The organism is Nonomuraea maheshkhaliensis (genome assembly GCF_039529435.1).
In the GTDB taxonomy this organism is placed as follows: domain Bacteria; phylum Actinomycetota; class Actinomycetes; order Streptosporangiales; family Streptosporangiaceae; genus Nonomuraea; species Nonomuraea maheshkhaliensis.
Genome location: NZ_BAAAMU010000071.1, coordinates 44,770 through 57,965 on the forward strand (window position 1 = coordinate 44,770; position 13,196 = coordinate 57,965).

Sequence of the window (13,196 nt, forward strand, 5' to 3'; positions counted from 1 at the left end):
ATGCGGCCCGACGGGCTTCCGCGGATCGGCTGATCTCCGGACACGCCCCCATACCGCACGAGTCTCTCGTGCTGCCTGGGGGTAGGTCCGTGACGGCGTTTCGGCACTCCGCCGAAAGCCTGGTCAAGCTCGTGACCAGTGCTTCGATCCCCGAGCGGCGGCTCAGCGAGGCCATCGCGGAGCACCTCGGGAGGACCGCGCACATCAGCCCCTCCCCCGCGGAGTCGCGATCCTGGGACCGCAGCCTTCCCGTGCTCGCCCGTGACCTGCTCGACGCCGGGCTGGGCGCGGTCGAGATGCTGATCGAATACCAGCTTCCGCTGACCAGCAAGCGCGCCGACGTCGTGCTCGCGGGCGTGAACCCGCGCACCGGGCGCGACGCCTACATGGTGGTGGAGCTCAAGCAGTGGAGCCAGGCCGAGCTGTACGAGGACGATCCCGAGCTCGTGCTGGTGGAGGGATGGCCCGGCGCTCCCCGGCTGCATCCGGCGCTGCAGGTGCAGGGCTACTGCGATTACCTCGCCGACTTCACCGAGGTGCTCGACGGGCGCGACGATGCCCTCACCGGTGTGGCGTACCTGCACAACGCGGCCGACCCGGACGTACGGGATCTGTACCCGGTGGCGGGCGACGGGCGGGCCCGGATGTTCTCCAGGAGCCGGCGCGCGGACTTTCTCCGGTTCCTGCGTGGCCAGTTCGCGCCGCGGCCCGGCGCCGACGCCGCCGACCGCTTACTCGAGAGCGCGATCCGTCCGTCGAAGCGGTTGCTCGCGCTCGCGGCCCAGGAGATCAAGGAACGGGAGCAGTTCGTTCTCCTCGCCGAACAGCGGCTGGCCTACGAACTCGTCCAGCACGCCGTCGAGCGGGCGCGGCGGGCGGGTGCCAAGGAGGTCGTCATCGTCACCGGCGGGCCGGGCAGCGGCAAGAGCGTCATCGCCCTGTCCCTGCTGGGCGAGTTGTCGCGGCAGGGGCGGGCCGTCCTGCACGCCACCGGGTCCCGTTCGTTCACCGAGACGCTGCGACGGGTGCCGGGCAGAGGGTCATCGAAGGTGAAGAGCCTGTTCAAATACTTCAACGGCTTCACGAAGGCCCGTCCCGACGACCTCGATGTGCTGATCTGCGACGAGGCCCATCGGATCCGGGAGACCTCGCAGACCCGCTACACCGCCGCCCATCTGCGCGGCGACCGCCGCCAGGTCGACGAGCTCATCGACGCGGCGCGGGTGCCGGTCTTCCTGCTCGACGAGCATCAGGTCGTACGGCCTGGGGAGATGGGCACCGTCGCCGAGATCAGGGCGCACGCGCGGGCTCGCGGGGTGCGTGTCCAGGAGGTCTCCCTCGACGAGCAGTTCCGCTGCGGCGGCAGCCGCGCCTACGAGAACTGGGTGCTGCGCCTGCTCGGGCTGGAACCCGGCCTCCCCGAAGTGTGGACGGGGGACGATCATTTCACGGTCGCCGCGGCCGACTCGCCCCGGCGGCTCGAAGACCTGCTCCGCTCGAAGCTGGACGCGGGCTACTCCGCCCGGATGACGGCCGGTTTCTGCTGGCCGTGGAGTGAGCCGCGCAAGGACGGCACGCTCGTCCACGACGTCAGGATCGGCGACTGGACCCGCCCCTGGAACGTCAAGGGCGACCGAGCCGTGGGCCAGGCCCCCGCGAGCGCGCTGTGGGCGACCATGGACGGTGGTTTCGAGCAGGTCGGCTGCGTCTACACGGCTCAGGGCTTCGAGTACGACTACAACGGCGTGATCATCGGGCCCGACCTGGTCGCGCGGAACGGCCGGCTGATCACGGTCAGAGCGGCGAGCAGGGACCCGGCTCTCACTCGCGGCACCGATGACGAGGAGGCCGACCGCTTGATCAGGAACACCTACAAGGTCCTGCTGACCCGCGGAATGCTCGGCACCCTCCTCTACTCGGCCGACGCCGAGACCCAGACGTTCCTGAGGCGGCTGCTGCCCGCCGCATAGCTCAGCACCACTGTCAGAAGCGGCCCGACGGGCTTCCGGTGATCCGGACACGCCCCCACACCGCACGAATCACTCGTGCCCTGGGGGTATCGCATGGCCAAGCCACCCGCACCCGCCTACGTGGGGTCGGTGGACCAGCTCTTCGCCGCGTTGACCGCGCCCACCTCGGAGATGGAGAAGGCGTTCACCGCCTCGCTCGCCGAGGCGACGCAGCGTCAGACGGGGCGACCGGCGACCAAGAGCCAGCTGCGGGCGTGGACCAACAGCGTGTCCGCGCTGGTCCGGGACCTGCGCGACGCCGGGCTCGGCCGGATCGAGGTGATGCTCGAATATCCGATGCCCCACAACAGGCGCAGTTCGGCGGACGCCGTGCTCGCTGGCACCGATCGGCGGAGGGGCAAGGATCTGTTCGTGGTCGTCGAGCTCAAGCAGTGGAGCGAGGCCGAGCTGTACGAGGAGGACGAGAAGCTGGTGGTCGTGCCGGGCAGCCGGAACGAGTACGACACCCATCCCGTCATCCAGGTGTCCGGCTACCGCCGCCGGCTCGTGGAGAACTGCAGCGCGCTGGACGGGGATCCGCAAGCCGTGGAAGGCGTCGTCTACCTGCACAACGCGACCCGGCACAGCGTGCGCGACCTGTTCAAGCTGGCCCTGGACGAGAACGTGCGGCTCTACACGAAGACGGAGCGCGGCGCGTTCATCGACTACCTCAGCGGCCGCTTCGGCGACGGCGAAGGACGGCAGGCGGCGGAGCGACTGCTCAACGGGCGGGTCCAGCCGAATCAGCCGCTGCTCAAGAAGGCCGCGGAGGTGCTCAAGGGCCGGGACGCCTTCATCCTCCTCGACCAGCAGCAGACGGCGTTCGACATCGTCCGGCACGCGGTCGAGAGCGCCTTCGCCGCGAACACCAAACGTGTCGTGACCATCACCGGCGGTCCCGGCAGCGGCAAGACCGCGGTGGCCATGGAACTCCTGCGCCACATGACCCAGGACAAGCGCAGGACGTGGTACGCCACCGGGTCCAGGGCCTTCACCGAGACGATGCGCCGCTTCGTCACGGGCGGCGACAAAGAGCTGCGGAACCTGTTCAGGTACTTCAACGACTTCGCGCAGGCGCGCCCCAACGAGGCCGAGATCCTGATCGCCGACGAGGCTCATCGTGCCCGGCTGAAGTCCTTCGACCGTTTCCGCAGGGAGAAGTGCAGTGACAACCCGCAGATCGAGGACCTGATCAACGCCGCCCGGGTGCCTGTCTTCTTCCTCGACGAACATCAGGTGGTCAAGCCCGGTGAAGTCGGCACCCTGGCCGCGATCAAGGCTCATGCCCAGCGGCTGAACGTACGCCATCACCACATCTCGCTCGAAGGTCAGTGGCGGTGCGGCGGCAGTGTCGCCTACGACCTGTGGGTCCGGCGGCTGCTCGGTCTCGGCGGAGAGGACGCGGAGTGGGACGGCGACGCCCTGCCCGAGCCGTGGGAAGGGGACGAGAATTTCGAGGTGATCGTGGCCGAGTCGCCGGCCTGCATGGAGTCCGTGCTCGGGGCCAAGCTTGCCGACGGCTGGACCGCGCGGATGACCGCCGGCTACTGCTGGCCGTGGAGCAAGCCGAACGCGGACAAGAGCCTGGTCCCCGACGTGAAGATCGACGGCTGGGAACGTCCCTGGAACGCCAACAGCACCTCCAAGGTCGGGCAGGCCCCGCCGAGTCACATCTGGGCGACCTCCCCGGGCGGCTTCGGCCAGATCGGCTGCGTCTACACCGCCCAAGGGCTGGAGTTCGACTGGGCCGGCGTGATCATCGGGCCTGACCTCCTCGCCCGCGGCGGGCGGATGATCCCCGACCGCGCGGGCAGCCACGACAAGGATCTGACGAAGTCGACCGTGACCCACGAGCAGTTCGACCGGCTCGTCCGCAACACCTACAAGGTGCTCCTGACCCGAGGGCTCGCGGGGGTGGTGCTCTACGCGGTCGATCCCGAGACCCAGGAGTTCCTGCGCGAGCTCGTGGGCGGGCCGCCGGCCTGACCGGCCGACCGGAAAGGGGCGGCGACGTCGGTCAGGCCGGGGTGGCGGCGGAGACGATGCGGTGGACGATCTCCTGGGCCACTCTCCGGGCCGGCGCGGCCGTGGTGATGCGGGTGCGGCCGCCTCCCGGTGCGAAGCTGCTGGTCCCGTCGGGCTGCACCGTCACCCGGCCTTCCGGGCTGAACGTGAACAGGTCCGGTGCGAGCAGGGTCAGCACCGTGATCGGGTCGTGCGGGCAGTTCCACTCCTCGTTCCAGAACCGCCACCACTGCTCGATCTCCGCCTTCAGCGCCTCCCCCAGCGGCCCGGCCGCGGCGATGGCGGCGACGTCGGTGGCGTCCAGCCGAACGGTGGTGGTGATCTCCAGGCCGGTCACCGTGATCGGCGCGCCGGAGCCGAAGACGACGGCCGCCGCCTCCGGGTCGCACTTGAGGTTGTGCTCGGGCTCGGCGACATCGAAGCGGCCGCCCATGATCCACAGGTGCCGTACGTCGCGGGCGAAGGTGGGGGCGGAGGTGATCGCGGTGGCGATGTTGGTGAGGGGGCCGACCGCGACCACGTCCACCTCGCCGGGCGCGGCGGTGACCCGGTCGACGAGGTAGGCCACCGCGTCCCCCGGGTCGGCGGTCTCCGTGTCCAGGTCGGTGAACAGCCGGCCCTCGTGCCCCGCCCACCAGACGGGCCTGCCGGTCAGGGTCTCGGCGGTGCCGGGGACGACGGTCAGGGAGCGGCCGGCCAGGCGGGCCAGGCGCTTGGTCAGGCGGGCCCTGAGCAGCGTGTCTCCGTACACGGTGGTGGCGCCGCGCAGGTCCGCCTCCGGGGAGCCGAACAGGACGGCGAGTGCCAGCGCGTCGTCCACGTCGGAGCCGATGTCGGTGTCGAAGACGACGTGTGCGGGGGTCCGGGCAGCCATGGAGACCTTTCGTGGAATGAGGATGGGTGGTCGAGCGGGCGTTGCTGTCCCCACCGTGACGCTACTTGAGGCCGGTGGTGGCGATGGACTGGGTGAAGTGGCGCTGGAAGCGGAGGATGATCAGCAGCGGGATGACCGTCAGCACGATCGAGCCGGCGAAGAGCTGGCCGTAGTCGATGGTGAACTGGCCGCGCATGTTCGCCAGCGCGATCGGCCCGAGCTGGTGGTCGGTGCCGGTGCCGATGAGCAGCGGCCAGACGTACGACTGCCACTGGAAGATGAACAGCGTCAGACCGGCGCTCACCAGGGCGGGCCGGGAGAGCGGCAGGTAGATCCGGGCGAACACCCCGAACCAGCCCAGCCCGTCGATGCGGGCGGCCTCCACCAGGTCGCCGGGGATGGCGAGGAAGAACTGGCGCAGCAGGAAGATGGCCAGGCCGTGGCCGAGGCCGGGCAGGATCAGGCCGGCGTAGGTGTTGGTGAGGTCCCAGTCGCGGAAGAGGGTGGCCAGCGGGATCGCGATGGCGTCGAACGGGATGAGGAAGCTGAGCACGACGATCGCGAACAGCGCCCCCTGTCCCCTGAAGCGCAGCGCCGACAGGCCGAACGCCGCCGCGGCGGAGATGAGCAGGCCGGCCGCCACCGTGACCAGGGCGACGAAGAGGGAGTTGAGGATGGCGCGGCCGAAGGCGCCGGTGGCCAGAGCGCCGTAGTTGGCGAGCGTGGGCGAGGCCGGTACGAGCGTCTCCCACGACAGCCGCGAGATGTGCTGGAAGATCTCCGACCCGCCGCGCAGCGAGCTGGACAGCGCCCACAGCAGCGGCAGCGCGAAGGCGAGCCCGATGACCGTGGCGAGCAGGGTGTAGAGGCGTCTGGACACGGGGGCTCAGTCCTTCCCGCGCAGGAGCCGGAACTGGACGACGACCACGGCGAGGACGAGCAGCACCAGCAGCATCACCTCGGCCTGGGCCAGGCTCAGGTCTCCCACGGTGTAGGCGCGGGTGAAGATGTCGTACATGGTCACGTTCGTGGAGCCCTCCGGGCCGCCGTTGGTCAGCATCTGGACGGGGGCGAAGACGAGGAAGTTCGCGACCGTGTCGGCCACCAGCACGAACGCGAGCGGCCGGCGCAGCAGGGGCAGTGTGACGTGCCAGAAGCGGCGCCAGGCGGAGGCGCCGTCGATGGCGGCGGCCTCGTACAGGGAGGTCGGGATGTCCTGGAGACCGGCGATCAGGAACATCATCCAGTACCCGACGCCGATCCACGACAGCAGCACGATCAGCGACCACAGGGCCTGGCCGGGTGAGGTGAGGAAGGGCTGCGGCGGGAGGCCGAGCACGGTGAGCAGGGAGTTGAGCAGGCCGTCGGGGCGGTAGGCGACGCTCCAGACGGCCGCGGAGACGGCGGGCGGGACTGCGATCGGCAGGATGACCAGCACCCGCAGGAACCGCACGCCGGCGAAGCGCCGGGTGAACAGGACGGCGAGGGCGAGGGCGGCGGCGATCTGCAGCGGGTTGACGATCACGCTGAACAGCAGGGTGACGCGGACGCTCTGCAGGAACGTGGGGTCGGAGAAGAGCGTGGCGTAGTTGCGCAGGCCGACGAAGTAGGTCTCGCCGGTGAGCAGGCTGGTGTGGTTGAGGCTGCTGACGAACGCGATCCCGGCCGGGAGGAGGCGCAGGACGAGCAGCGCGACGAGCGCGGGGGCGAGGAAGGCCAGCGCGACCGCCGCCGGGCGGTCGGCGAAGCGGGGCCGCCTCGGGGTGAGGGCTTGCCCTGAGGCGGAGGACCTCGGGGTGAGGGGCCTCGGCGTGAAGGGCCTCGGGGTGGAGGACTGCGGGGTGGAGGGTGGGGTGGTCATCGGAGTTGGGCCCAGGCGGTGGTGGCTTCCCGCGCGGCCTGTTCCAGCCGCGTCTTGGGATCGGCGCCGTTGCGGATGTCGGCGAACGTCTTGGTCATGATGTCCTCGAACTGGATGTAGCCGACCGAACGGGGCCGCGCCACGGCCGTGTGATCGGCGTCGTAGGTCAGGATCGCGCCCGCGCCTCTGCTCTTCTCGCCGGCGAGGGCGTCGAGGGTGGGGACGTACTTCTCGAAGGCCGCCCGGTTCGCCGGGATGATGGGGCTGGCCTTGGTGGTCAGCAGGTTGCCCTCGGGGTCGAGGGCGGCGTACTCCAGGAACTCGCGGGCCAGCCGCTGCTTCTTGGAGGCCGGGTTGATGCCCCAGGACCACGAGCCGGTCGGCGTGACCTGCTTGCCGCCCTCGAAGTAGGGGTACGGCGCCACCCCCCAGTCCAGATCTCCGGCCGCCCCGAACGTGCCGACGTCCCACGGCCCGCCGGCGAAGAAGGCGACCTTGCCCTCGGTGAACAGCGGCGAGGTCTGGAACGAGCCGACCCCGCGCGGGGCGAGCCCGCCCGCGAACAGGTCCCGGTACCAGGTCATCGCCTTGAGCCAGCCGTCGGTGGTCAGGGCGGGGGTGAGCATGTCGGCGCCGGTGATGCCGGATCCGCCGCCGAGCGACTCGGGCAGGCTCTGGAGCTGGTAGTACTGCTCGATCTGCTCGGGGATGAGCGCCCACTGGGCTCCGCCCCTGGCCTGCGCCTGCTTGCCCGCCTCGACCGTACGCTCCCACGTCCAGCGCTCGGCGGGGTCGCTGGACGGCGGGGTGACGCCGGCCCGCTTCAGCAGGGTCTTGTTGTAGAAGAGGAACTGGTCGGAGGTCCAGATGGGGACGGACCAGAGCTTGCCCCTGAACTCGTTGACGTCGTACTGGGCGGGCAGCGCCGCCTGCTTGACGCGCTCCTTCCAGTCGCTGAGGTCCAGGAGGAAGCCGCGGGCGGCGAGGGCGGAGACGCGCGGCTGGTCGACGGTGTAGACGTCGATGGTCTCGTCCTCGGCCGCCAGCCGCTGCTGGAGCGTGCTGTTGAGCTGGTCGAACGGGATCTGCGTGTACGCGATCTCGACCCCGGGATGCTTGGCCTCGAAGCCGTCGATCACCGGCTGGAAGGTCTTGGGGTCTTCCGGGCCGAGGAAGCTGAGCGTGTTCGCGCCGGCGTCTCCCGATCCGCATCCGGCCGCCGCCAGCACGGCCAGGAGGCTCACGAGGGCCAGGCTCTTCTTCATGACTGCTCCTTCTGGCCGTTGACCAGGTCGTTCCCGGAGTCTACACGTGTCACTTCAGGCGTGGCCGACAGCATGTCACGAAGGTGCGGGCACGGACAAGGCTCATCGCCCTTGACCGATCTTGTCAGCAGGTCTACATATATATTCAAAGCCAACTATCCATTCGCGCATAGAGAGGCCGAATGTGAAGGCAAAGATCCCGGTTCTCGTGACGGCGGCGGTGACCGCGCTCGCCTCAGGGACGCCGCCCGGCACCGCGTCCGCGTCCTCCCCCGAGCCCCAGCGACCTGCGACGTCACCGTCATCCCCCACCTCCCGGACGACGGCTGCCGCCGGCGGCGGCCCGCGGTTCTCGGTCCCCGGGCGGGGCTTCGGGACGTGCGTGGACGCGCCGCTGACGATCACCTTCCCCGGCGGCGCGCCCGCGCTCGGCGCCTCGGGGGCGATCGAGATCCGCCGCGCGGACGGCACGCTCGCCGACCGCGTCGAGGCGGCCACCGCGAAGACCGACAGGAAGAACATCGGCGCCGCCGTCTCGGACACGGGGCTGCCGCACGACTTCTCGTACGAGTCGATCATGATCGACGGCACGCGGGCCTCCGTCTACCCGCACCACCCGCTGGAGTACGGCGAGGAGTACTACGTCACCGTCGATCCCGACGTCTTTCCCGGATGGGACGGCGTGCGCGACCCCGACGACTGGCGGTTCAGGACCAGGAAGCGCCCGCCGCACGGCGACCCCCGCCGCCTCAAGGTCTCGGCCGCGGGCGACGGCGACTTCTGCACCGTGCAGGGCGCGATCGACGCCGTGCCGACCGGGAACCGGCGGCCGGTCACCATCGACGTCAAGCCCGGCGTCTACACCGAGATCGTGTACGTCCGCGAGGACCGGCCGCACCTCACGGTGAAGGGCGCCGGCGCGGGACGCACCGTGATCGCGTACCCGAACAACGACCTGCGCAACGGCGACAAGGCGCTGGCCGACGGCGGCCCGGCGGACGTGTGCCCGCGCCGCGTGCTGGAGACCTCGGACCTGCACAACTGCTGGCGGCAGACGTTCGGCGTGGACGCGGCCGACTTCCGGCTCGCCGACCTCACCGTGCACAACACGACGCCGGACGGCGGCTCGCAGGCGGAGGCGTTCCGCGGGAACAACGAGCGCATCGTCCTGGAACGGGTGGATCTGCGCAGCAACCAGGACACACTGCGGCTCCAGGGCAAGGGGTTCGTCACCGACAGCCGCATCAGCGGTGACACGGACTTCATCTGGGGCACCGGGACGGTGTTCATCCAGGACTCGGTGCTGGAGTCGACCGACTCCGGCTACATCACGCAGAGCCGCAACGACGAGACGCGGCCGGGGATCGTGCTGGTGCGCACGCGGCTGACGCAGGCGCCCGGCGTGCCGGCGGGGTCGGTGATGCTCAGCCGGGCCGCGGTGTGGCGGTTCACGCACAGCCAGGCGGTGTTCATCGACACGAAGATGGGCACCCACATCGCGCCGGTGGGCTGGCAGATCGACCCGAACGACTGCGCCCAGGCCCAGTCGGCCTCGTTCTGGGAGTACCGCAGCACCGGCCTGGACGGTGAGCCGGTCGACGTCTCGCAGCGGCTGCCCTGCTCCCGGCAGCTCACCGACGCCGAGGCGGCTCAGTGGAGCGACCCGGCGTACGTGCTGGGCGGCTGGAACCCCGAATCGGCGGACGGAGCGGCGAAGTGACGGACACAAAGAACACCCCAGGCATGAGCTCGGGTGCGGGCGCGGGCGCGGGCGCGAGTGCGAGTGCGAGTGCGAGCAGGCGCAGGGTGCTGGGAGGTGTGCTGGGCGGGATCGGCGCCGCCCTGGTCACCACCGCCGCGCCGGCCGCGGCGGCGCAGGCCGTCGAGACCAGAGCCGGCAGGACGCACACCGGCGGCAAGCCGGCCCCCCGCCCGGTGGCCCCGGTGAACCAGGAGGCGGCGGCCAAGTTCGGCCCCGAGTACAAGACCCTGCCCCCGGCCGTCGCCGGCGTCGACATCGAGCCGCTGATCGGCATCGCGACGGCCGGCGACATCGAGGCCAGGCGCGCCGCCATGGCCGGCTACATCTGGAAGGGCGCCGGCCCGCCCAGGACCCTGCCCCAGGTCGAGACGGGCGTGGCCGCCCCGGCGGAGCTGAAGGACCTCACCGGCGTGCGCCGGATCGACCTGCTGACGGTCCCGCTCAGGTATCAGATCGCCGCCAAGGTGTACGACCTGCTCCCCCGCAAGGGCTGGAACCGCCGCCTGGCGCTGTACCACAACGGCCACGGCGAGCCGCCCGACACGATGATCCGCACCACGCAGGCCCTGCTCGATCGGGGTTACCGCGTCATGGTGTACGCGATGCCGTTCCACCACTGGAACGCGCAGGGCATCGAGGACCCGAACCATCCGGGCACCATGCTGCCACCGCCCTCGCACCGCGAGCTCGTCCCGTGGGAGACGGCGGAGTTCTCCACGCTGACCTTCTTCCTGGAGCCGCTCACGGTCACGCTCAACCACGCGGAGCGGACGTACCGGCCGGAGTCGGTCGAGATGATCGGGCTGTCCGGCGGCGGCTGGACGACGACCGTCTACGCGGCGCTCGACCCCCGGATCACCCGCAGCTATCCGGTGGCGGGCTCGCTGCCGTTCTTCCTGCGGCCGGCCTCGCCGAAGCCGAGCCCCACGATCGGCGACTTCGAGCAGACGAAGGCCGCGTTCCCCGGCTTCTACGCCGCGAGCTCCGACGACTTCCTCGACATGTACGTGATGGCCTCGATCGGCGCGAACCGGGGCCAGACGCAGATACTCAACCGGTTCGACGAGTGCTGCTTCAACGGCGTGAGCCACCGGGTCTATCAGGCCCCGGTGCGCGACCGGGTGCGGCTGCTGGCCGGCGGGCGGCCCGAGCGGGGGCGATGGGACCTGCTGGAGGACGCCACGCACGACGACCACACGATCTCGCCGCACGCCCTTTCCGTCATCCTCTGGGATCTTGACACGGCAAATGTCACAACCTAATATCAGAATATAGATACAGTATTGAATAGTTATTCACGCTCGGGAGGGCCCATGGCGGGCAGGACGTTTTCCCACCGGCGCAGAGTGATCGTCGACACCGATGCCAAAAACGAGGCCGACGACCAATTCGCCATCGTGCACGCGCTGCTCTCCCCGAGCCTGGATATTCGCGGGCTGGTACCCGCGCATTTCGGCAACCGGCGCACCAGGCGGAGCCTGGAGGAAAGCCGCGGGGAAATCGAGCTGCTGCTGCGGCTGATGAAGCTCGACGGCCGGGTGCCGGTGGCGGACGGGGTGCCGTACGCGCTGCCCGACGCCGGCACCCCGGTGCGCTCCCCCGGCGTGGACCTGATCATCGAGGAGGCCGTGCGCGACGTGGCCGAGCCGCTCTACGTCGCCTTCCTCGGCCCCCTGACCGACATGGCCGCGGCCCTGCTGCTCGAACCGCGCATCGCCGAACGGGACGTCACCGTGATCTGGATCGGCGGCGGCGGATACGACGGGCGGGGCCCGCAGGACGGCAGGCCCGAGTTCAACCTGTCCAACGACATCGTGGCGGCCAACATCGTCTTCTCCTCGGCCGTCAAGGTCTGGCAGATCCCGGCGCCGACGTACCGGATGACGGCCGTCGGCTACGCCGAGCTGGACGAGAAGGTCGCCCCGTGCGGCGAGATCGGCGAGTACCTGGTCCGGCAACTGGTCGAGTGGAACGAGCGCCAGCACGGCGGGTCGATCGAGTTCCGCGTGCTCGGCGACTCCCCCGCGATCGGGCTGATGCTGCACCCCGACTGCGGGACCTGGGTCGAGCGGCCCGCGCCGAACTTCCGCTTCGACGGCGGCCTCGACTTCTCCGCCGCCAACCGGCCGATCCGCACGTACGACTCGATCGACGCCCGGTTCATCCACGAGGACTTCTTCGCGAAGCTGCGCGCCTTCGCCGGGCGCCAGGCACATCCCACAACAGGAGGCGATGCACCATGAGTGCGCTGACGTTCGGCGCGGGGATATGGGCGTTCGGGCAGATCGTCGACAGGTACGCCACCGACGGCTACGGCCCCGCCAGGACCATGACGGAGATGCTGGACCTGGCGGCGTCCGTGGACGGGCTGGAATGCCTGGACATCAACGTGCCCTTCGCCGACGGGATCTCCAAGGCGTCGGAGCTGGCCGGGGCGCTGGCCGAGCGCGGGCTGCGGGCCAGGGCGATCACCCCGCACCTCTACACGCGGGAGTTCGTGAAGGGGGCGTTCACCCACCCCGACCCGGCGGTCCGCCGCCGCGCCGCCGAGCGCGTGCACGAGGCCGTCGCCATGGCACGGGAGCTGGGCGCCGGCTACGTGAAGTTCTGGCCCGGTCAGGATGGGTTCGACCTGCCCGGCCAGGCCGACTACGCGCGGCTGTGGGAGCTGACCGTGGACGCGCTGCGCGAGCTCGCCTCCGCGCACCCCGACGTGCAGTTCGCCATCGAGTACAAGGCGAAGGAACCGCGGGTGCGCATCACGCTCGCCGACGCGGCCCGTACGCTGCTGGCCATCGACGAGTCGGGCCAGCCCAACGTGGGCATCGTCATGGACTTCGGCCACTCGCTGCTGGCCGGGGAGACGCCGGCCGAGGCGGTGCAGCTCGTGCACCGGCGCGGCAAGCTCGTCTCGGTCGAGCTGAACGACAACTGGCGCGGCTGGGACGACGACCTGCCGGTGGCCTCGGTGCACCTGTTCGAGACCATCGAATACCTGCTCGCGGTGCGGCGGATCGGGTGGAGCGAGCCGGTGCTGCTCGACCAGTTCCCGTTTCGGGAGGATCCGGTACGCGCGCTCTCGCAGAGCATCAGGACCATCCGCGCGCTGGAGGAGGTGTGCGACCGGATCGACCTGGACGCGCTCAAGGACGCCCAGGAACGGCAGGACGCCCTCGCGGCGCAGGCGCTCCTCTGGTCGGCGATCGGGATGGCACGTGCGACCTAGCGACACGACGATCACGACACCCGCCGATACGGCTTCCGGCGGCGCGGCGGCCCCGGGAGCGCGGACGGGGGGCGGCGGGTTGCGGCCCGACCAGGACGCCATCGGCGAGTGGCGGCGGCTGCGCGAGCGGCTGGCGCGCTCCCCCCCGGCCGCCCCCCCCGCCGCGGTGGGCGC

General features: G+C 70.5%; 11 protein-coding genes. 7 read left to right on the forward strand and 4 right to left on the reverse strand.

Going from position 1 to position 13,196, the window contains the following annotated elements; genetic code table 11:
- The first annotated feature begins 89 nt into the window (after positions 1-89).
- Entirely contained in the window at positions 90-1,970 is a 1,881-nt protein-coding gene (locus ABFX54_RS36150; protein ID WP_346111209.1) for a DNA/RNA helicase domain-containing protein, read from the forward strand.
- 93 nt (positions 1,971-2,063) lie between these two features.
- The gene (locus ABFX54_RS36155) at positions 2,064-3,995 is read left to right on the forward strand and encodes a DNA/RNA helicase domain-containing protein (protein WP_346111210.1); all 1,932 of its coding nucleotides are present in this window, start codon (positions 2,064-2,066) and stop codon (positions 3,993-3,995) included.
- Between the two features lie 31 nt (positions 3,996-4,026).
- On the opposite strand, the gene ABFX54_RS36160 is transcribed toward ABFX54_RS36155, so the two are convergent.
- From ABFX54_RS36160 to ABFX54_RS36175, 4 genes are all read right to left on the reverse strand, one after another.
- Positions 4,027-4,908 (reverse strand): nucleoside hydrolase, encoded by an 882-nt coding sequence (locus ABFX54_RS36160; RefSeq protein ID WP_346111211.1) that lies wholly within the window; start codon positions 4,906-4,908, stop codon positions 4,027-4,029.
- 61 nt (positions 4,909-4,969) lie between these two features.
- Entirely contained in the window at positions 4,970-5,788 is an 819-nt protein-coding gene (locus ABFX54_RS36165; protein WP_346111212.1) for a carbohydrate ABC transporter permease, read from the reverse strand.
- 6 nt (positions 5,789-5,794) lie between these two features.
- Positions 5,795-6,769 (reverse strand): carbohydrate ABC transporter permease, encoded by a 975-nt coding sequence (locus ABFX54_RS36170; RefSeq protein ID WP_346111213.1) that lies wholly within the window; start codon positions 6,767-6,769, stop codon positions 5,795-5,797.
- Positions 6,766-8,034, reverse strand: a complete 1,269-nt coding sequence (locus ABFX54_RS36175) for an ABC transporter substrate-binding protein (protein ID WP_346111214.1) — start codon at positions 8,032-8,034, stop codon at positions 6,766-6,768. The genes ABFX54_RS36170 and ABFX54_RS36175 overlap by 4 nt, the downstream gene beginning before the upstream one ends.
- A 184-nt stretch (positions 8,035-8,218) precedes the next feature.
- Between ABFX54_RS36175 and ABFX54_RS36180 the strand changes: the two genes are divergently transcribed.
- From ABFX54_RS36180 to ABFX54_RS36200, 5 genes are all read left to right on the forward strand, one after another.
- Complete coding sequence (locus ABFX54_RS36180; RefSeq protein WP_346111215.1) at positions 8,219-9,754, forward strand: pectinesterase family protein; 1,536 nt, start codon at positions 8,219-8,221, stop codon at positions 9,752-9,754.
- Positions 9,751-11,058 carry a hypothetical protein gene (locus ABFX54_RS36185; RefSeq protein WP_346111217.1) on the forward strand — a complete coding sequence of 436 codons (1,308 nt, stop codon included), beginning with the start codon at positions 9,751-9,753 and terminating at the stop codon, positions 11,056-11,058. Before ABFX54_RS36180 ends, ABFX54_RS36185 begins: the two co-directional genes overlap by 4 nt.
- 51 nt (positions 11,059-11,109) lie before the next feature.
- Positions 11,110-12,039, forward strand: coding sequence for a nucleoside hydrolase (locus tag ABFX54_RS36190; protein WP_346111218.1), 930 nt, complete (start codon positions 11,110-11,112; stop codon positions 12,037-12,039).
- Positions 12,036-13,022, forward strand: coding sequence for a sugar phosphate isomerase/epimerase family protein (locus tag ABFX54_RS36195; protein WP_346111219.1), 987 nt, complete (start codon positions 12,036-12,038; stop codon positions 13,020-13,022). Before ABFX54_RS36190 ends, ABFX54_RS36195 begins: the two co-directional genes overlap by 4 nt.
- A partial coding sequence (locus ABFX54_RS36200; protein WP_346111220.1) for a hypothetical protein occupies positions 13,012-13,196 on the forward strand: 185 nt, incomplete at its 3' end. The genes ABFX54_RS36195 and ABFX54_RS36200, both read left to right, overlap by 11 nt.